Source organism: Desemzia sp. FAM 23988 (assembly GCF_045528365.1).
Lineage (GTDB): Bacteria > Bacillota > Bacilli > Lactobacillales > Carnobacteriaceae > Desemzia.
This window is the reverse complement of sequence record NZ_JBGQQS010000009.1, coordinates 18,811-39,071: the sequence shown is the minus strand read 5'-3', so window position 1 is coordinate 39,071 and position 20,261 is coordinate 18,811. Positions and strand designations below refer to the sequence as shown.

Sequence of the window (20,261 nt, the reverse complement as noted above, 5' to 3'; positions counted from 1 at the left end):
CACCCTAACAAATTTTTAAAATGAATGGTTACTATCCAACAGAAAAAATTGGCTTTTTAATAGCCCTAGAAGGGCTCACTACTTGCTGCTCCGTTCAAGGTAGCTTTTTTAAGAGACCGCCAACCGCTATCTCTCTATTTTTTCTAGTCTTTATTTGCTAAATGGATCGCTATACTCACATAATATCCTTTGGTCCAAAACAATCGATTCCATAATTATATTTCAGATTCACATGACGCTCATGGATAATTACAGCACTCCTCCCTTTTAAATAGCCCATAAAACATGATAGACTATGTTTAGGTGGGATTCTTACTAACATATGAATATGATCTGGCATTGCATGGGCTTCGATAATCTCTACCTCTTTCATTTCACACAGTTTTATCAATATTTTCCCAATATCTTGTCTTAACTTTCCATAATGACTTTCCGTCTGTATTTTGGTGTAAACACAATATGATACTTACAATTCCATCGAGTATGTGCTAAACTTTTATCGTCATTTGACATAAAAAAATTCCTTTCGATTTTATAATGGTTGGTAGCCTTTATCTAGTATATCGAAAGGAGTTTTATCGCTAAAGCTACTTCTTCCACGCGCAGTACACGTGTTTTTTTTGTTCCAATGACTTTAGCGATTGAAACCGACTAAAGTCATTAATAAAATAGCTCCTATCCTCTATCTCTGCAAAGAGATTCGAGAATCGGAGCTAAAATAAAAAGCTAAAGAGAAACGTAAATAAATAAACTATAGCAGCTAAAATATATTTTCTTGGATTTTTCCATATATCTTTTTTTAAATGCCATTTTTTTATAGGAAAACGTATCTCCAATATGGTTGAAAATATTGATTCGAATAGTATTAATACTGCTATAAAAAAAACGGTAAACAAATTTGCAGTTATAATATTCAAATAAATTAGTATAAGAAAAATGAAAACATTCATCGAAGAAAAATAGACAAGCAGTAGTCTGAAATACATCATATAAATATATCTAGAATTTGGCAATGACTTAATTTGTTTTAACATTCCTCTATCCGACGATATTAATGTTGCAATGGGTGAATTAATAGAAATTATAGTAAAAATTAATGGTACAATAACATGAACATTAGTATTTTGCATTAATAGATATGCAATGAAAACCATCCCAAAAATCAAGTTGATAAAAAAAGCACCATCCATAACTAAAGAATTGGTAAAATAATTATTTTTAACAAGGCTTGATCTGCTTCTTAATTGTTCAGAAATATAGACTAAATGTTTTATTTTTACTAATTTAACCACGGCAACTAGTAATAATAAGAATAGTAGTATGAGACTATCTATCAAAATCGGAATAGTCATAGCAATTAGATATGTTATCATTTTAGAAGCTTTTTTATAAAAAATTAGACTATCTTTCTGCATAAGATCAAATGTAAAGAAGCTAATCAATATAACATACATTGAATAAACCAAACAGTATATAAATGCTGGAAAATTACTAATAAATTGACTATAAAATATGACTCCCAATATTAACAATCTTTCAAGTAAATTTACAAAGAAAACACTTGTTAGAAAAATTACATAAAAATGATTTATTGGTATTGGTAGTTGATAATAGTCAATGATCCTTCCTTTGATAAAGTATGAAAAATATGTCTGCATAGATGAGAGAAATGTAACAATAAAAACACTAAAAAAAATAATGGGCAGATTAAAATGAATAGTAAAATTATAAGAAAAATACCAAGCGGCTAATAAAGAAATTAAGGTGAATGTTAGCTTCTTTAAATTAAGCAAATCTCTAAAAGTAATAGTTATCATTTAAAGTTCTCCCATTATTTTTTTAAGTAATTGATCAGAAACTAAGTCCTGTTGCAATTTGAAACTATTTATCTTTCCGTTTTTCAGTACCATAATTTCATTACATACTCTTGTTATACTTTCAATAATATGCGAACTCATAAAAATTGAGCCATATTTTTTATATTCCATGAGTTCTTTATAAAGAAATTCTGTAGAATCAAAATCAAGACCATCCAGAGGCTCATCCAAAATTAATAGAGGCCGCCTAAGAAATAGTCCTGAAATAAGAAATACCTTTTTTTTATTACCTGTGGATAAATCTTTAATCAGAACATTTCTATATGAGGTAAAATGAAAGCCCTCAGTTAAATACAATAATTTTTCATTATCAAATACTACGTTATATAACTTACATAGCAACCGAATGTATTGATCAAAATTCCAATTCATAAATCCATTATTTTCTGTAAAAACAGTAAATCGATTTTTCTTGAATTCTAATTTTTCAAAAGATATTGGTTTGTTCAACCATTTAATTTTAGTTACACTATATTGATCAGTTACACTACTCAACGTATTAATAAGTGTAGTTTTCCCTGCACCATTTCTCCCAACTAATCCAACTATACTGTGCTTAAAAATTGTTAGTTCCTCAATATCTATTATAAATTTTTCTTTCTCATACCAAGATTTGAGATTGCTTATAAACAATAGTGGTTCATTCTCACTCATTTCGTTTGCCTCTGTTCAATAAATATACAACTGCCACCACAAAAAATACTATGGCGTAAATGTATTCTTGCTTAACCAAAAATACAATACCACCTACTAAAAAACAAATAGCAATAAGTATTCTTAATAACTTTCTATCCATAAATAGCTCCTCCTAACTTTCTAATTGTAATAGATACTATCATCAACATTCCAACTATAAACCAAACGACAATATTTTGAGACTTTAAGGCTACTAATAATAATGTAATCATAGGAATAACTAACAAATACAACGTGATTGTTCGATAATTAGCATTCAGATTAAATCTATCTATTATGCTTGTAGTAAAAAAAATCACTAAAATAGAAAAGACGTCTAAAACAGTAAGCTGAAAGATGAATAATCCCATTCCTATAAAAATAAATAACACTTTCTTCTTATCTTTTAAATTTATGATTTGCTTTTTTATCACTAATAATATACTAACTAAGAATAGAGAAATATTCAATAACCAAACTTTACTATCTAAAATCCCTATAAAAGAATTGTTGAATAAACGATTGCATAAAAGGAGCAGAGTCATGAGAAAGATTCCAATATTTATAGTACTAATTAAATTACTAAGAAAATTAGGTGTGGAAAACGATTGCTCTTTAAAAAAAATCAGCATATTACTGAACTCTAACTCTAACATCAAAATAATGAAATAAACCAAACAAACTAGATAGTTTGATACATTAGGTGGCTTTATTCCATAAATTCTTAATCCCCATACAATAAGCAACATAACTAGGTTAACTATAAAAAGAAAGACAGCTTTCTTTTTTAATATAGAAGCTTTTCCCAAGTCAATTCCTCCCAGTACTTTTCAAATTCAATTACGCATTCAAAATTTTCTATTAGATAAATCATTTCTTGATTATGAAACCTAAACTCATTTAGAAATATTTTATAACGTTTTAATATCTGAGATTTTTGGGTTAGTAGTTTGGGTAAATCTGTATTTTCGTAATATGATATTTCTATTCTTTTATTTTCCTTGTTAACATTAAACTTAAGCCCAATAACAGTGAATTCTAATATTCTTAAAAAATAGATAATTAACTTTGCAACAAAGGATTCTTTTAAAATAATATATCCTTTGCTTTTAGAAATTACAGAATTAAAAATCGAATTCATAGAAATAGGTACGTACTCTTTTCTCTTCTCATTTATTTTTTGATTATGAGAGGCATAATTAAAGTGTATAAAAGAAAATTCATTGTTTATTAAAATGTTCTGTAAAATTCTCAACTTAAATTCTTCAATTTGATCTTCTGTTCCCAAAATCTTATCGACAGATGGATAATTATCAGGATATAACTTTCTTTCCTCTATAATAATCTTTTTTTCTGTATTAAAATCTTCTTCTTGAAAAAAGGTATCTGCTGAAAAACTAATAGGAATTTCTTCAAAATCACTGTGAATAAATACAAAGTTCATCTTCTTTTTATCAGTTAATGCGTTATAAATATTATTTTTAAGTTCATACTTTTCTAACTCCACTTTACTATTTCGTATAATCATGTGTTCAAGCAAATGTAAATAACCTGGTAACATTTCAAATTTTGGATATATATATATATGATCTACTGAAACATTGATAGGAAAACTAAATTCCATATAGATATATTCTTTATTCATTATTTACCCCAATCTTTGTACATACAAATTCACTAGATAAAAATTTACATTGTAGATCATCCACATTTAATTTATCAATAACGTTGATTATATCTTCTATAACTACTTCTTTATTGAAAATCCAGAAAGGAAACAGAGTGTAGCAAGATTGATTTATACTAGAAGAAATTAGAAGGTTTTTTTTCAATCTCTGTTTTGCTTTCCTCAAACTATCGCTTGAAAACTTCGCGCTTTGGATACTTTTTCTAACGAATTCGCTTTTTTCAATACTATACTCCGCCACTGATCCTATTATAAAAATACTTAATCTTTCATGAAATTTCGCTACTGTCGAATAACAGTACCCCTTCTCTCTGATATTAAGTAACCCTCTGTTGCTTTCCCATAATTGTTCATATAATTTCAATTTTGCAAGCTCTTCATATGAATTTAGAGATTCAATATTAAAATAATTACCAATAAATGATACATTCGTATTTCGTGGTTCACCATTCAATTCAAATTTACCTAACAAAATTTCTTTGTTTGGGATGAACTTATAGTCATTCCAATTCTTAAATTGATTATTTAAAATTATAAAAGTTTTGTCAGTATTATTTTTAATTTTTCTTTTTAAACCAATATCCTCAATTTCCAAACTGGAGATATCAATTGAACCTAATGAGTTAAATTGTTTTTTTTCTAATACTCCTATTTTTGTAATGATTTCTCTATACTGAGTTTCTGTTAACTCATCAACTGATTGAATACTAACCAGTTCAACGAATGAGCTGGAAATTGATCCTACTACAAACATTTTAACCACTATACCTAATTCAAGTTCAATATGATTAATTTTCGATATAATTTCTTTCTGTACCAAAAGAATTGTTCTTTTAGTAGCTTCATTGGGAAGATGCCTAAAAAAATACTTAGATATACATTTCATTTAGACAGCACGACCTTCCTTATATACTTCCATAAATTCAGCAAGATCATTGTGTTTTATCCAAGTACAAAATTCATTAGGTTGTTTATCAAAATTATTTTCTAATCCTTTCATGTAGCAACCTAAGCATGATAAATATTTTGGACAATCTACTGAACATCCATTCTCTGTACTAGGTGGTTTTATTTTACTTAACTGGCTGTAAATGTCTTTGCTAAAAATATTTGAGAATTCTTCTTGAAAAATATTTCCAAAAATCTTGTTTTTAGGGAATATTGCACAAGGACGGATATCCCCATTAGAACCAATAAGAAAAGAATTGATCCCAGCACCACAGTTTGATGATGCTTTTAAAAAGAATTCTGATTCAATTATAGGAATAATATCCTTAAATTTATGAACTGTATCATTTAAATATTTACGATACTTCTCTGTAGATGCAATAGCATTAGACTCGTTGAACTCTATTCCTCGACCAAAATCTTCAATAAAATTATAAACAAAGATTTCTGCACCTAATCTCTTTGATAATTCTGCTAGTTTATCAATTTCCCACATATTTTTATCGAAAATCGAGGATGCAACTCTTACATGAATACCTTCATCACTCAATTTTTTTATAGTTCTACATGTACTCTTAAAAGCTCCTTTGAATCCTCTAAAAGAATCGTGTGTTTCCTCCGAAACACTATCTAAAGAAATACTAACCACTAACTTATCTTTATTTCTTTTTAGAATTTCTAGACTTGATTTTTTTAAAATTGTTCCATTGGTCAAAACTGCAACTTGAGCAAACTCTGCAAATGCTAGTTCCAAAATTGCATCAGCATCTTTATTCATGAAAACTTCTCCACCTGTTAACTCGATAGATAAAACGTTATTTTCTTTTAATTCTTTTACTAAAGGCTCAAAACTTTCATAGTCTATTGAAGTAGTTTTATTGCATGATGCGTTTAAGTAGCAATGATCACAATAAAGATTGCATTTTTCAGTAATTTCGATAGTTACATGCATTGGAGATATTAAATTAGTCTCTCCAAATATCACTAGAACGTGAGGCGTTTTGCTTGGCTTTTTTTCAACAAGTATAATTTCTTTACGAATCATATCCATTATGAATTCAGTAATCCATTGACGATCATCTTCAATAAGATTATGTTTTTTTATAAATATATCTATGATCGTATCGAATTTTTCTACTCCATTTATACTTTCAAGAATAAGTTTTCCTGTTTTGTTAACAGAAAAATAATCATATATTTTCCTTTTGTTGGAATCTTCTTTTTCGATGATTATATTGTATGCATCTTTTGTCAAAAACATTGATACCTTAGGATTAATTGCTAAATAGTTCATTTGAGACACCTCCTCTTATTAAATTACAAGTTAAATCCAACTATTACATAATACGGAGCTTATCATACTATTACTCCGTATTATGATGACACTATTATTTATAGTTAAGTAGTAATGTATTTGCTTAATTATTTTCTAACCAAATGCTGTGAAAATAGCAGATACCCCTGCAATTTCAAAATCTGGAACTGGTCCATCCGCTAAACAAGCTGCTCCAATAGCACATACTGAACAGCTTTTGTTATTTACAATCATGGCTTTTTCCATATCATTTTCACCTCCTTTTAATACTTTAAATACTTTAACCAAATGCTGTGAAAATAGCAGATACCCCTGCAATTTCAAAATCTGGAACTGGTCCATCCGCTAAGCAAGCTGCTCCAATAGCACATACTGAACAGCTTTTGTTATTTACAACCATTGCTTTTTCCATTATTCTCCCCTCCTATACTATATAATTTGATACCCATAAAATAACTTTTTGTGGATAAAACATAAATTTAACTTCAAGAAAAGTCATTAAACAGGTAATTCTTAAGAGCTAGTAAAATACATTACTACTTGTTACCAATGTAACAAATTCTTCAAAAAAAAAATTGACATGTAACAATCGACAATCAAGCTGTCTTAAATAACATAAGAAAATTTTAAAACAATTAATACATAGAACCTGTTCGCATTGTAATCTATATTTCCAAAATGAAAACTAGCATGTTAAAATTATTTAAAGTGATCAACGGTATTTTCAAATTTTGTTTATCGTTACATTTACTTTGCTGATCATGACAAATCAGACGATTTTACTATTGAAGGAGTTAAAATTGATTGTACAATATTTGATTTCTTTATGCCGTTCATAACTAATTAAAGATTGGAGCCTCAAATATGAAGACCTTAAAAATTGCAATATGTGATGACATTCCAATAGTTACTAGCTCTATTGAAAATTATCTATTAGAATATACAAGCGATAGTTTTACAATAGATTGTGATATTTTTAATCAATCAGAGCGACTCATTAACAATCTTAACAATAGTCACTATGATATTTACATTTTAGACGTCGAGATACCAACTATTAATGGTTTACAATTAGCAAAGCTTATAAGATCAACTGATGTACATGCTTTTATTATTTTTTGTACTTATTACACACAATATATGAAAGATGTTTTTGAGGTAAATACTTTTGATTATTTAATAAAACCTGTAACCAAAGAAAAGCTATTTAAAACAATTGATAGAATAACAGATTTACTTGATTCAGAAGAAGAAGAATTTTATTATAAAAAAAGAAATGAAGTAGTTTTGGTGCCTTTTAAAAACATTATTTATTTTGAAAAAAAGGGGAGATACGTTTTAATTCATACTGAAAATGGTGCAGATGAATTTATCATGTCAACAAACGATTTATTAAAAAAACTGAATGACTCTTTTGTTCAAATTCATACGTCATTTATCATTAATCTGAAATCTTTAATACGTTTATCTGGTGAAAATGTTATATTGAAATTTAGTAATCACGAATTACAAAATCATCAAATTCTTCCAATAAGTAGAAAATTCAGATCGTATGCAAGAACTGAAATACTTAGATATATGGAAAGGAAATTTTAATATGACGATATTCTTGTTAATGACTTCGACACTCATTGATATATTCTTATTTTATTTTTTTATGAAAAGATTTGCAGAATGTAAAAAGAATAAATTAATAATAGGCTTCTTCGGAGTTTTCATACCAAATTTAGGAATAAATATAAGTCATTTCATTCCCTTGAGTGAATCAACTTTAACACTACTTAATTTAATATCATATATACTTTTTATAGCTTTTTTAACTCATAACATTAAATTACCAATGATTGATAAATTCTATTTTGGGGGTATTTATGTCTTAATTACTTTATTAAGTGAGAGCATTACAGCTCTGGAACTAACTCAATTACTTAATTATGATTTAGATAAAATTCCCTTAGTTATAGATGGAACAATTCCAACATTTGCTACTAAGACAGTTTTAATTATCTGTGCAATAATTCTATTAAAAAAAGATTTTTTTAGAACAAGAAAAGCTTCAAAGTTAATTGTTTGTCTTGTTCCATTAACCTCATTATTTGTATTGTCTTGTTATATGTTTTTATATTTTATAATAGAAATACCTATCGAAAATACGATTCTTACTTTATTGCTGATATTTGAGATTTCTTTTCTCAATTTAGGTTTTCTTATTCTGTATAATCGTATGAAGAAAGAAAACAGAACTGATTTAGAGTATCAAAAACTAGAATTTAACTTAATTAAGCAGAAAAAGGAACTTACTAATGCTATTGCTTCACAGGAGCAACTTCAATCTATGAGGCACGATTTCAAAAACACGGTACTTATCTTAGCAAGTCACATTGAAAATAAAAAATATACAGATGCGATGAATTTCATATTAACTATTCAATCGCAAATTTCAGAATTAGATAATAACTCGCTTGAAGTCTACACTCCAAATAAAGAATTGAATTATTTACTTTCTCATAAAATATATTTTGCAAAAAATCATGGTATAGTTACTCAAGTAAATTGTCTCATTCCTGAAGAATTAAATTTAGAAAATGACATCATTATTGTACTTTTTGGTAATTTACTTGATAATGCTATTAATGCTTGTTTAGAAATTGATAAATCTTGTTTCAAAAAAATTGATCTAAAGATTAAATATTTTGATCAAAGTTTGTTTATTAACATAAAAAATACCATTGATACTAATCACAGTGAAATTCCCAATGAAGGAATAGGAATAAAAAACATAAAAAAAACTGTCCGTGAAAATAGTGGTATTTACGAGCAATTTATCGAAAATGATTATTATTGCGTAAAAATAATTTTATGGGACTTTAATTGAAAGTTCTTAACTTTTTTCAAACAAATTATACAGTAGTAAGAAAGTAACTCTATATTTCTAACTACTTATAAATAAAATAAAAATAAAGGAGATATGGAATTATGAAGAAACAAATTCTCAATTTAACAAAAAAAATAAGTTTTGCTAGTGCAGGACTGTCTGTAAACTTTACTTGTGCATTTATCTTTGGGCAAAAAAAAATTCCTAAAAATGTAAAAAAATTAAGAAAATTTTAGAATATGCAAAAATTTACTAGAATCATAGCGAACACTTTAGTCAAAGAAAAAATTATAGACTTGGATGAAGTAGATATATACATTTATGGATTAGAAACGCTTTTTCAATATCTCTTTATCGCATTTCTTATTTTAACTTTAGGTACAATTAATCATTTCCTTTTAGAAACAATATTTTTTACTATCTGTTTCCTTACCCTGAGACGATATGCTGGAGGACTACATTTAAAAAATGATCACTTTTGTATTCTCTTCTCTCTATTGCTAATTCAATTGATGATAATATTAGTCAAATCAGATACTGTATCAATTAATATTTTAAAATTTTTAGCTTGTGTATCTTACATCTATATTTATTTATCCAATCCTATTGATAATAAAAATAAACCACTTGATAATGAAGAGTTAGTTTACTTTAAAAACAAACTGAAATTATCACTTTACAAATACTTATTTGTTTTTCTTTTTTGTGTGATTTTTCAATTCAAATTGTTAATTATTATGCTAAGCTGGAGCATTGTTATTAATGCACTCTCACTTTCTCTTGGCAAATTTTTTCGAAATAGAAAATCTAAACTATTTTTGTGAACTAAAAATATGAGATAGAGATCATAGTGGGCCATGCTGCTAATAAGTATTTTCGAACTGGCGTCTCTTCTCTGCTTTTAAATTGTTATTCAATAAGTAAATTTACATTCCTTACCTTATTAAATAAAAATTGATAAGCCAGTGATAGTAATTGCTAAAACGGCAGTTATTATCGTAATAACTGCCACTTTTACCTGCACAAAAATATCTATCAATAGAGAAATAATTTCGAATAAAAATTTTGTAGATTCACCAATTTGGGCTAATTTTTTCTATTTTCCCTCATAAATTACTTTTTTGTATTCAGAAAACAGTCTGTTGGCATAAATAATCTTTATTACCCACTTTTAATTTAATAAAGCAACAAAAACCGACTATCAATTTATTAGATTGATGGTCGGTTTTTGTTGTAATTTTGTAACTTTAAAACCTCTTATTAATAAAGAGGTGATTATTTTGAATCTGTTAGAAGAAAAAAGAACCCTGATGAAGCTGCTGATTGAATTAATGCATGAAAGAAAAGCCGTAGCCAGTCTATATGAAGCCGTTGAAAAACGATTAAATCGAATAGAAGAAATAGAAAATACTATTTCTGAAGGACATGCACTTTCTCAAACTACTATTATCCCAAAGAAAGAGATTGATTACACAAAATTTAAGGATCAAAAAATAAAGCTTTCTTCTATTCCCTATGACATTATTTCTAAAGATATCTGCTACATTTTGAAATCTTCTGGCATACCAATGAATGCTTCACAAATTTATTCTGTAGTCACAAAAAATCTACATTTCAATTTAGGTTATAAAAATCTAGTAAGTAATATTTTACCAAGAATGGTAGAAGATAATAACTTGCCTGTTGAAAAAGTTTATAGAGGTTTTTGGCAGTATCGACATACGGAAAAAGTCACATAGATATAGGAGGTAGTTCACATGGCAAATACTCCAAGTGATAACAAACTAAAAAAATACATTCATATAGGAATACACTATCATGCAAACAACTATTATAGAAAAAAGAGAAACTACTCTGCTAAATTACTCCTTACCGATTTTCAAGATATCACACTCGATTCTTCTTACACAGATAACTATTTTAATATTATCAATATGCCATTACTTGACTTGATAAACATTGAAACGTATTTTGAAGATGAAATGCTTATAAAAGCAATCAAACAGCTTAATACTAAAGAAAAGAGATTTCTCTTAGAAAAATATGTTGTAAAAAAAAGTGATACTGAACTTGCACAAGAAAAGGAAATATCACAGCAGGCAATTTCTATTTACAAGAAAAGGTTGCTAGAAAAGTTAAAGAAGTTAATGAAAAGATAATCTCAGATTTATTTATATACGAGCTCCTCCTTTAAAAAATTTATAAAACTTTTTAAGGGAGGAATAGAATATGGAAACTCTTACTTCTTTAGCTATTAAAGCTCAGAAAGGTGATCATGAATCAATGGTAAATTTGTACCAACAGTTTCAACCTTTATTACTAAAAGAGGCTACACGTGATGGCAGGATTGATTTAGACTGCTATCAAGAGTTATCAGAGCGCTTTATCAGGTTGATAATGGATTTTGAAGTTCAATAATAAGAATATCAAATATTTATTTACAACCCAAATTTGAATTAAACCAAAAAAATGGCTGAGAGTACAACCTCGGCCATTTTTCCATATTTAACAAATTAAATGTTGTGTTTTCTTATCCAATAAACCTCTTATTAGTATATAACCAAAACTGCTCTTTGAAAATTGAATAACTTATTCAAATACTTTTTGATTACAATAAGCTAGGTAAACAAATCCGCAATGACTTTGAAAAAACGAGCGATTATTATTTGATTTACACTCTTCATTTAGGAACTTGAAGAAGCCATGATTTGTATTCACTATAATGATACTCCTACCTTGAACGCTTCACGGCATTGGGTAGCTTCTCCAAGTTTGAGTTGAGGTGAAATTCCTGTGGACTTTCCTAAGTCGTTTGAATAAGTGATAACATTCCTTAAAACAATTATCCTTTTCCCACTTAGTATAGGAAAAAGATGCTAAGCGTATTATAATTAAAGTATAGTATTTAATTCTAGCTCGCAGCATCTTGAGGCAAATACACTCTTAATGAAGAAAGGATGATTGCTATTTTTTTCAACGAAAATATGCAAATAAATATCGTAACCAGTCTATTGTGTAAAGAAAGGTAAGATCATATGACTAAGCTTGATAGGACATCACTAATTCTTGGAAGATATATTAATCAACAAACTTTGATGACGGAATTGCATATTGGTTATGACACCTTAAAAACACTTCATCTAAATGGATTAGAAGTAATTATGATTGGTCGGCAACATTTGTATGATCTTGAAGATGTTAAAAATATTTTCAATCAATTAAAAAATGATTCATCTGATTAAAGCCTCAATTATTAAAATCTTACTAAAAACAAAATATCCTAATCCAAATAATGAATTAGGAAGGAAGATTTTAATGTCTGTTTCTTTTAAGCAATACACAAAATACAATAAAAAACTCTGGAAATTCCAATGCTATCTTGGAAAGGCTGAGTTTGGTGAAGAAGTCCGCACTACAAGAAGTGGCTTTCAAACAAAAAAAGATGCCCAACAAGTCTACAGACAACTACAATTAGATTTTGACAGAAATCTAATTAAAATGAATGGCAATATCACTTTTAAAGAGTTGTATGAAGAATTCATCGAGCAATATCGATTGAAAGTAAAGCCGTCTACTATCATGATCACTAGAAGAGCAATTGAAGATCATGCACTTGAATATTTTGGAGACAAAAAAATAAATGATATTTCTGTTCGATTTTGTACTCAAGTTAATCGTCGCTGGATAAGAGATGGATATAAACAGGCTTACTATTTTCGGAGAGCGGTTGCTCAAATTTTTCAATATGGTATCCAACAAGAACTCATTACTGAAAATCCTATGCGGAAAACTGAGCCAATTAAACGTCAAGAAATTGATGAACATTTAGTCGCTACTGAAACAATGACAGTTTATACACCAAAAGAATTAGCGCTTTTTCTAGATTCATGCAAAAAACATGGAAATAAGAAAATCGAAACCTATTTTCGTGTCCTGTCCTATACAGGCGCTAGAAAATCAGAAATACTTGCTCTTGAATGGAATGATATTAATTTTGAAACGAATAAATTAATCATCAGTAAAACACTAGCTGAAGTCGAAAGTGATCCTACTACTAAAATAACTAAAGTAGCTAGCCAAAGTGCTAAAACAAATGCTGGAAAAAGAACCATTTCAATTGATTCAGAAACTATGACTATGTTACAGGAATGGAAAACTAGACAGCAGTTAGAGTTAACTATTTTAGGATTTAAATCTACAAGTAAGCACCAGCTTGTGTTTCCAAATAGAGAAAATATGTTTTGTCGTCCTGGTCAAGCAAACGATTGGTATGATGTCATTGCAACCAAGTACAACCTAAAACGGATTACTCTTCATGAATTCAGGAAGACGCACGTTTCTCTTTGTGCAATGGCAGATATGAATCTAGAGGATATTATGTATCGAGTTGGCCATAAAGATTCTAAGATGACTCGTCAGGTTTATAACTACTTCTATCCTGAACGCGAGGAACGCAGTGCGGATCAATTTGCTAAATTTATTGAAAAAGAGAAATATCTCTTTTAACCTCCGTTGTAGTTAGTTTTGTAGTTAGTTTACTTTTTCGAAAAAAAGAAGCACCAGAAACATTGATAAATCAACATTTCTAGCGCTTAAATTAAAATTAACCTACACTGCCTTCCATCTCATAAGCAATTAGCCGGTTCAATTCCACCGCGTATTCCATCGGTAACTCCTTCGAAAATGGCTCTACAAATCCCATAATAATCATTTCAGTCGCTTGCTGCTCCGTCAATCCGCGACTCATCAAATAATACAGTTGTTCTTCAGAGATTTTGGATACTTTCGCTTCATGCTCCAACGAAACATTCCCATTATGAATTTCATTGAAAGGAATCGTATCAGATTTCGATAAATCATCCATGATAATCGTATCGCATTCGATATGTGAGATGGATCCACCAGAATTTTTTCCAAAGGTCACTTGTCCGCGATAATTGACTTCTCCGCCGTCTTTAGCAATAGACTTTGAAATTATAGAACTAGATGTATTGGGTGCGTTGTGAATCATTTTAGCTCCGGTATCTTGGTTCTGACCTTTTCCTGCCATCGCAATAGACAGCATCGTTCCCGTTGCCCCTCGACCATTCAACAAGATGCTCGGGTACTTCATAGTTGTACGCGCCCCAAGATTGCCATCGATCCATTCCATCGTGGCTCCTTCAGCAGCTGTCGCCCGTTTCGTCACCAAGTTATACACATTGTCCGACCAATTTTGGATCGTCGTATAGCGACAATAGGCGTCTTTCTTGACGATGATCTCTACAATTGCAGCGTGCAGACTGCTGGACGAAAAAGTTGGTGCTGTACAGCCTTCGACATAATGTACACTAGCTCCTTCATCCACCACGATCAATGTCCGTTCAAATTGACCCATGCCTTCATCATTAATCCGAAAATACATTTGCAAAGGAACATCAATGCGGACGCCTTTCGGGACATAAATGAAGGTTCCGCCAGACCAGACGGCTGAATTCAGTGCAGCCAGCTTGTTATCGGTTAGCGGTACGACAGTTCCAAAATGTTCTTTAAAAATTTCAGGGTATTCTTTCAAAGCTGTATCGGTGTCTAAAAAAACGATTCCTAGTTTTTCATATTCTTCTTTCATGTTGTGGTAAACCACTTCGGATTCATATTGTGCTCCCGCTCCAGCCAGATATTTACGTTCGGCTTCCGGAATACCGATTCTTTCAAAGGTTTCCTTGATTTTCTCCGGCACATCATCCCAACTGCGCTCGGGTTTATCACTGGGTTTGCGGTAATACGTGATTTCATCAAAATGAATCTCAGATAAATCTGCTCCCCATTCAGGCATGGGTCGACTCAAAAAGTGCTGGTAGGCTTTCAATCGATAATCCAACATCCAGTGCGGCTCTTGTTTGCGGGCAGAAATTTCCCTCACCACAGATTCTGAAACGCCTTTTCCCGTAGAATAAACTGACTCCACATCATCATGGAAACCAAATTTGTAATCTTCAAATTGTAATTCAGATATCATTCATTTTTGCCTCCTTTAATTCTGGTCCTGTTCCGCAGCAGCCAGTGCTTTTTCCAGTGCTTTCCACGATAAGGTGGCACATTTGATACGTGCTGGAAATTTCGCTACGCCGTTCAATAAAGCCGCATCACCTAAAGCTTCTACATCGGAAACTTCTTTGCCTTGGACCAATTCTGAAAACAGATGGGTCAGTTCAAAGGCTTCCTTTGCTGTTTTCCCTATCATCACATCCGTCATCATACTTGCACTGGCACGACTGATGGTACAACCGTGTCCAGAAAAACAAATGTCTTTAATCAGGTTATCTTCGATTCTTAAATGCAATTGAATCACATCTCCACAAGTTGGATTGGTCAGTTCAATTTGATGGGTCGATTCTGCCAATCCCCCCTTGTGATGCGGGTATTGAGAATGATCAAGGATCACTTGTCGATAAAGCTGGTCTAATTTAGATAATGCCATGTTGGAAAAACTCCTTTACTGCTTGAATAGCTTCCACAAATTTGTCCACATCTTCTGTGGTATTGTACACATAAAAACTCACTCGAACAGTGGAATGCACGTTCAATTGACGCATCAACGGTTGAGCGCAATGAGTCCCAGCCCGAACCGCTATTCCTTCCATATCTAAAGCAGTAGCGACATCGTGTGGATGGATACCGTCGAGATTAAAGGCCACTACTCCTGTACGCAAAGCTGGATCAGTTGGACCATACACTGTCAAACCTTCTATTTTTTCAAGCTTCGTCCACAAATAGGCAATCAATTCTTGCTCCATAGCGTGTATATTTTCCATCCCAATTATGGATAAGTAATCGATAGCTGCTCCCAGTCCAATCACGCCTGCAACATTAGGGGTTCCCGCTTCAAACTTCCAAGGCAGTTCTTTCCAAGTACTGTCCTCCTCTTCCACCAGTTCGATCATTTCCCCGCCAAATTCAACAGGTTCCATTTGTTCCAATAAGTGTCTTTTTCCGTATAAGATGCCTATACCAGTCGGTCCCAACATCTTGTGTCCGCTAAATGCGTAAAAGTCGGCACCTAATGCTTGAACATCTACCGGCATGTGCGGCACGGCCTGAGCGCCATCCACTACTAAAACGGCACCAGTTTTGTGAATCAGTTCCGCCAATTCTGCTATAGGATTGATACTCCCCAGCACATTAGAACAATGGCTGATAGCAACAATTTTAGTTTGCTCTCCAATCAACTCTTCCGCTGCTGACATATCCACTTCTCCAGAATCCAATAGCGGAATGAATTTCAACACCGCTCCTGTTTTCTTGGCCAGTTGTTGCCATGGAATCAAGTTGGAATGATGTTCCATATAAGACAACACGATCTCGTCTCCTTTAGAAACATTGGCTTCTCCATAACTTCTGGCAACCCAGTTCAATGAGGTGGTCGTGCCGCGAGTAAAAATAATCTCCGCTGTTTCCTCAGCATGGATAAATTCACGCACTTTTTCTCTCACGGCTTCATATTGAGCAGTGGCTTGTTCCGCTAATGTATGAACACCGCGATGTACATTAGCATTGGAGGTTTCGTAATAAGTTTGCAAAGCATTCAATACAACAACAGGCTTTTGTGTAGTCGCTGCATTGTCTAGGTAAACTAACGGTTCATCATTGATTTGTTGTTTTAGTATCGGGAAATCTTTTTTTAACTGGTGACTGTTCAACTTCATTACAACAGCTTCCCTTCAATGGTACTGACCAAATCCTCACGAATGCTCTTCAATGGAATGGCTGCAATCACCGAACCTAAGAAACCACGGATCACCAATCGTTCTGCTTCAGCTTTTGGAATCCCGCGACTCATCAAATAGTACATTTCTTCTGGATCTACCCTACCAACACTGGCCGCATGACCTGCCGTTACATCATTTTCATCAATCAATAAAATGGGATTAGCATCGCCACGGGCTTTATCCGACAGCATCAACACTCGACTTTCTTGTTGAGCATCAGCCCCTTTTGCGCCTTTAATGATGTGTCCGATTCCGTTAAAAGTCAGCGTAGCGCGGTCTTTGATAACGCCATGTTGTAAAATATGCCCTACACTATGACGACCAAAATTGGTGACTCGAGTGTCGATCGCTTGAACCTGCTGATGCATGCTGATGGCTACCACTTTGATCTCACTGTGGGAACCTTCTCCCATCAGATCAGTATCAAAATCTGCGATCACATTTCCGCCGTTCATCACCCCTATCGCCCACTCCAATCTTGAGTCTTGCAATAAATGCCCTCTGCGGTTAAAGTACGAGACCGTGTTTTCTCCAAGCTGATCCACTGCTGAATACTTCACTTTGGCCCCTGATTTGGTGATTACTTCCGCAATAATCGAAGCAGCAGCCTTTTCCTCACCAATCGTTTCGAAACGCTCTACATACGTGAATTCACTGTTCTCGTCTGCATAAATCAAGATGTGTTTGGCAAATAATTCTTGCAGTTGGCTGTTTTGAACAAAGACAGCCTCAAATGGTTCTTCCACAATGACGTTTTTAGGAACATATAGAAAAAGTCCACTGTTCATAAACGCTGTGTGGAAAGCTGTCAATTTGTCTTCATTGAACTTGACGGCTAACTGCATATAGACTTCTTTGACTAAATCCCCATGTTCTTTAACAGCTGTGAACAAATCCGTGAAGATTACGCCTTGATCGATCAATTTTTGCGGCAAAGTTTCTTCTACTGTATTCTTCCCGAATTGCACCACACGTTGCGCGCTGTCTTCAGATAAAACAATACCTGAAAAAGATTCGTCGTCTTCAAATGTACTTGCCGGTACTTCCATTAGCGGCCAACGTTCATAATGAGCCCTCTCAATAACCGGAAGCTCCAGTTGGTCAATCTGATCATAAGCTTCTAATCTTAATTCCAACATCCACTCTGGTTCTTGGTGTTTTTGAGAAAATTGTTTTACAGCTTCAAAGTGATTCAAAGAACTCGTAACTTTCATCTCATTTCCTCCTAACCTTCAGTGGTTTCTACTTCTAATCCTAAATCTTCGCTGATCCCTTTGTACCCTTCACTTTCTAAACGTCTGGCCAATTCGGCTCCACCAGTCAAGACCACTTTACCGTTCATCATGATGTGCACTACATCTGGCACGATATAATTCAATAAACGTTGGTAATGCGTAATAATCAATGAACCAAAGTTCTCTCCACGCATCGCGTTGACCCCTTTAGACACCACTTGCAGGGCATCGATATCTAATCCTGAATCGATTTCATCTAAAATAGCAAAAGTAGGCTCAATCATCATCAATTGCAAAATCTCATTTCGCTTCTTCTCCCCGCCGGAAAATCCTTCGTTCAGATAACGTTCAGCCATTTCTTCCGGCATATCTAATACTGCCATTTTTTCATCCAATTTTTTAATAAATGACATGACGCCGATTTTGTCGTCTTCTGCTCTTCTGGCATTGATAGCTGCTCGCATGAACTCAGCGTTCGTGACCCCAGCAATCTCACTTGGGTATTGGACTGCTAAAAATAATCCCGCTCGAGCGCGTTCATCCACTTCCATTTCCAGCACATTTTCTCCATCTAATAAAATCTTGCCTTTTGTGACAGTATAGCTTGGATGTCCCATGATAGCTGCTGATAAGGTGGATTTCCCTGTCCCATTTGGTCCCATAATGGCATGGATCTCACCTGTTTTAATGACCAAATTGACCCCTTTTAAAATTTCCTTTTCTTCTATAAAAACATGCAAATCTTTGATTTCTAAAACTGACATGAAGAATCCCTCTTTTCTCTGCTTCCTTTAATAGGCTAATAATAACAGAATAATCGTATATTTTCACTACTTTATACAAAAACGAACAATATTTACACATTGTTAAAACAACATTAAAGACATAAAAAAACTTTCAAACGCACAAGCATGTTAAATTAAGCACAATGTAATTTAAACAAGTTTTCCTCATCCACATTATAGTCGCACTACCTTTTTCATCCTAATTCATGTAAAATAAGGGCTAACCATAATGGATTGGTTTGCTTTTGGAAAGGAAGTGTATTGATGAAACCGATTATTGGAATTCCGGGAAATATTTTAACCCCACAATCGCCTAATTTTGATGGATTGCCGATTACGTATACTCCTCAAGGTTTTGTAGAGGGAATAACGACCGCTTACGGTCTGCCTTCTGTCCTCCCGCTTGGAAACCCAGAAGATGCGAAAGAATACATTTCGCGAATCGATGGATTATTATTAGCTGGTGGTCAAGATGTTTCCCCTCTATTGTATGGTGAAGAACCGATTCCTGCTTTAGGAACAACTAGTCCTATTCGAGATACTTTTGAAATAGCTTTGATCAATGAAGCCATTCAGCAAAAGAAACCAATCTTAGCAGTATGCCGTGGGATGCAGATCTTAAATGTGGCTTTCGGAGGTTCTTTGTATCAAGATCTGGCTAGCTCTTACTCAGATTTGACCGTGCAACATATTCAACAAACGATGTATGACAATGGAGCTCATACGGTGACTATTGATCCCGACAGTCGTTTAGCTAGAATTTACGGAACGACTTATGTTGTCAATTCTTATCATCATCAAGCCATCAAAGAATTAGCAGATCCATTTGAAGCAGTTGCTTGGAGCAAGGACCGATTGATTGAAGCTTTTGAAGCTAAAGATCCTGAAACTAGTATCGTAGCCGTTCAGTGGCATCCAGAGTTGATGATTAAAACCGATAAAAAAATGCAACAACTCTTTACTGAGTTTGTAAGTCGAGTAAAAAAAAATAATGCGCCTGCTTTATAAAAAAAAAATCAAAGACTTCCGTAAAAATGCGTTATGGAAGTCTTTTTTTGCTGTTTCGGACAAAAATAAAAAAGCTTGCAAAACACTACATATTGTGTTTAGAAGCTT

At 32.4% G+C, this 20,261-nt stretch carries 24 protein-coding genes and 1 pseudogene; 10 read left to right on the top strand and 15 right to left on the bottom strand.

Annotation, left to right across the window (positions count from 1 at the left end; all coding sequences use genetic code 11):
* Nucleotides 1–176: 176 nt before the first annotated feature.
* From tnpA to ACEN4L_RS06740, 10 genes and pseudogenes are all read right to left on the bottom strand, one after another.
* Nucleotides 177–513, bottom strand: a pseudogene (gene tnpA, locus ACEN4L_RS06785) (IS200/IS605 family transposase); the annotation flags it as partial.
* Between the two features lie 200 nt (nucleotides 514–713).
* Nucleotides 714–1,817: a hypothetical protein gene (locus ACEN4L_RS06780; protein ID WP_071869190.1), complete on the bottom strand. Its 1,104-nt coding sequence runs from the start codon at nucleotides 1,815–1,817 to the stop codon at nucleotides 714–716.
* Nucleotides 1,818–2,531 carry an ATP-binding cassette domain-containing protein gene (locus ACEN4L_RS06775; protein ID WP_071860831.1) on the bottom strand — a complete coding sequence of 238 codons (714 nt, stop codon included), beginning with the start codon at nucleotides 2,529–2,531 and terminating at the stop codon, nucleotides 1,818–1,820.
* Nucleotides 2,524–2,673, bottom strand: coding sequence for a YrhK family protein (locus ACEN4L_RS06770; protein ID WP_071860830.1), 150 nt, complete (start codon nucleotides 2,671–2,673; stop codon nucleotides 2,524–2,526). The genes ACEN4L_RS06775 and ACEN4L_RS06770 overlap by 8 nt, the downstream gene beginning before the upstream one ends.
* Nucleotides 2,666–3,361 (bottom strand): hypothetical protein, encoded by a 696-nt coding sequence (locus ACEN4L_RS06765; RefSeq protein WP_071869192.1) that lies wholly within the window; start codon nucleotides 3,359–3,361, stop codon nucleotides 2,666–2,668. The genes ACEN4L_RS06770 and ACEN4L_RS06765 overlap by 8 nt, the downstream gene beginning before the upstream one ends.
* A complete protein-coding gene (locus ACEN4L_RS06760) occupies nucleotides 3,340–4,197 on the bottom strand; it encodes a hypothetical protein (protein WP_071860828.1) in 858 nt (285 codons plus the stop codon). Before ACEN4L_RS06760 ends, ACEN4L_RS06765 begins: the two co-directional genes overlap by 22 nt.
* Nucleotides 4,190–5,125, bottom strand: coding sequence for a hypothetical protein (locus ACEN4L_RS06755; protein WP_071869193.1), 936 nt, complete (start codon nucleotides 5,123–5,125; stop codon nucleotides 4,190–4,192). Before ACEN4L_RS06755 ends, ACEN4L_RS06760 begins: the two co-directional genes overlap by 8 nt.
* Nucleotides 5,126–6,481 (bottom strand): radical SAM/SPASM domain-containing protein, encoded by a 1,356-nt coding sequence (locus ACEN4L_RS06750; protein WP_071869194.1) that lies wholly within the window; start codon nucleotides 6,479–6,481, stop codon nucleotides 5,126–5,128. It abuts the gene before it with no gap.
* A gap of 135 nt (nucleotides 6,482–6,616) precedes the next feature.
* The gene (locus ACEN4L_RS06745; protein ID WP_002336257.1) at nucleotides 6,617–6,748 is read right to left on the bottom strand and encodes a subtilosin A family bacteriocin; all 132 of its coding nucleotides are present in this window, start codon (nucleotides 6,746–6,748) and stop codon (nucleotides 6,617–6,619) included.
* A 34-nt stretch (nucleotides 6,749–6,782) separates the two neighbouring features.
* Nucleotides 6,783–6,914 (bottom strand): subtilosin A family bacteriocin, encoded by a 132-nt coding sequence (locus ACEN4L_RS06740; protein WP_002336256.1) that lies wholly within the window; start codon nucleotides 6,912–6,914, stop codon nucleotides 6,783–6,785.
* A 452-nt stretch (nucleotides 6,915–7,366) separates the two neighbouring features.
* Here ACEN4L_RS06740 and ACEN4L_RS06735 point away from each other — a divergent pair, with 452 nt between their 5' ends.
* The 9 genes from ACEN4L_RS06735 to ACEN4L_RS06695 all read left to right on the top strand — a co-directional run bounded on the left by ACEN4L_RS06735 (nucleotide 7,367) and on the right by ACEN4L_RS06695 (nucleotide 13,883).
* Nucleotides 7,367–8,098 carry a LytTR family DNA-binding domain-containing protein gene (locus tag ACEN4L_RS06735; RefSeq protein ID WP_071860825.1) on the top strand — a complete coding sequence of 244 codons (732 nt, stop codon included), beginning with the start codon at nucleotides 7,367–7,369 and terminating at the stop codon, nucleotides 8,096–8,098.
* Between the two features lies 1 nt (nucleotide 8,099).
* Entirely contained in the window at nucleotides 8,100–9,377 is a 1,278-nt protein-coding gene (locus ACEN4L_RS06730; protein ID WP_164913551.1) for a GHKL domain-containing protein, read from the top strand.
* 101 nt (nucleotides 9,378–9,478) lie between these two features.
* Nucleotides 9,479–9,613, top strand: coding sequence for an AgrD family cyclic lactone autoinducer peptide (locus ACEN4L_RS06725; protein WP_083571978.1), 135 nt, complete (start codon nucleotides 9,479–9,481; stop codon nucleotides 9,611–9,613).
* 3 nt (nucleotides 9,614–9,616) lie between these two features.
* The gene (locus ACEN4L_RS06720) at nucleotides 9,617–10,201 is read left to right on the top strand and encodes an accessory gene regulator B family protein (protein ID WP_142968840.1); all 585 of its coding nucleotides are present in this window, start codon (nucleotides 9,617–9,619) and stop codon (nucleotides 10,199–10,201) included.
* A 456-nt stretch (nucleotides 10,202–10,657) separates the two neighbouring features.
* Entirely contained in the window at nucleotides 10,658–11,116 is a 459-nt protein-coding gene (locus ACEN4L_RS06715) for a hypothetical protein (RefSeq protein ID WP_071869087.1), read from the top strand.
* An 18-nt stretch (nucleotides 11,117–11,134) separates the two neighbouring features.
* Nucleotides 11,135–11,536: a hypothetical protein gene (locus ACEN4L_RS06710; protein ID WP_071869088.1), complete on the top strand. Its 402-nt coding sequence runs from the start codon at nucleotides 11,135–11,137 to the stop codon at nucleotides 11,534–11,536.
* Nucleotides 11,537–11,606: 70 nt separating this feature from the next.
* The gene (locus ACEN4L_RS06705; RefSeq protein ID WP_071869089.1) at nucleotides 11,607–11,795 is read left to right on the top strand and encodes a helix-turn-helix domain-containing protein; all 189 of its coding nucleotides are present in this window, start codon (nucleotides 11,607–11,609) and stop codon (nucleotides 11,793–11,795) included.
* A gap of 617 nt (nucleotides 11,796–12,412) precedes the next feature.
* Nucleotides 12,413–12,619: a hypothetical protein gene (locus tag ACEN4L_RS06700; protein WP_071869090.1), complete on the top strand. Its 207-nt coding sequence runs from the start codon at nucleotides 12,413–12,415 to the stop codon at nucleotides 12,617–12,619.
* A gap of 73 nt (nucleotides 12,620–12,692) precedes the next feature.
* The gene (locus ACEN4L_RS06695; protein ID WP_071869091.1) at nucleotides 12,693–13,883 is read left to right on the top strand and encodes a site-specific integrase; all 1,191 of its coding nucleotides are present in this window, start codon (nucleotides 12,693–12,695) and stop codon (nucleotides 13,881–13,883) included.
* A 97-nt stretch (nucleotides 13,884–13,980) separates the two neighbouring features.
* Here the strand turns inward: ACEN4L_RS06695 and sufB are convergent, their stop codons facing one another.
* The 5 genes from sufB to sufC are packed head-to-tail and all read right to left on the bottom strand — an operon-like array spanning nucleotide 13,981 to nucleotide 19,124.
* Nucleotides 13,981–15,375, bottom strand: coding sequence for a Fe-S cluster assembly protein SufB (sufB, locus tag ACEN4L_RS06690; protein ID WP_407096879.1), 1,395 nt, complete (start codon nucleotides 15,373–15,375; stop codon nucleotides 13,981–13,983).
* 15 nt (nucleotides 15,376–15,390) lie between these two features.
* Nucleotides 15,391–15,837, bottom strand: coding sequence for a Fe-S cluster assembly sulfur transfer protein SufU (gene sufU / locus ACEN4L_RS06685; protein WP_407096880.1), 447 nt, complete (start codon nucleotides 15,835–15,837; stop codon nucleotides 15,391–15,393).
* Nucleotides 15,824–17,062: a cysteine desulfurase gene (locus tag ACEN4L_RS06680; RefSeq protein ID WP_407096881.1), complete on the bottom strand. Its 1,239-nt coding sequence runs from the start codon at nucleotides 17,060–17,062 to the stop codon at nucleotides 15,824–15,826. Before ACEN4L_RS06680 ends, sufU begins: the two co-directional genes overlap by 14 nt.
* A complete protein-coding gene (gene sufD / locus ACEN4L_RS06675) occupies nucleotides 17,062–18,339 on the bottom strand; it encodes a Fe-S cluster assembly protein SufD (protein WP_407096882.1) in 1,278 nt (425 codons plus the stop codon). The genes ACEN4L_RS06680 and sufD overlap by 1 nt, the downstream gene beginning before the upstream one ends.
* 11 nt (nucleotides 18,340–18,350) lie before the next feature.
* Nucleotides 18,351–19,124 carry a Fe-S cluster assembly ATPase SufC gene (gene sufC, locus ACEN4L_RS06670; protein WP_407096883.1) on the bottom strand — a complete coding sequence of 258 codons (774 nt, stop codon included), beginning with the start codon at nucleotides 19,122–19,124 and terminating at the stop codon, nucleotides 18,351–18,353.
* 285 nt (nucleotides 19,125–19,409) lie between these two features.
* On the opposite strand from sufC, the gene ACEN4L_RS06665 reads away from it, so the two are divergent.
* Entirely contained in the window at nucleotides 19,410–20,153 is a 744-nt protein-coding gene (locus ACEN4L_RS06665) for a gamma-glutamyl-gamma-aminobutyrate hydrolase family protein (protein ID WP_407096884.1), read from the top strand.
* Nucleotides 20,154–20,261: the final 108 nt, after the last annotated feature.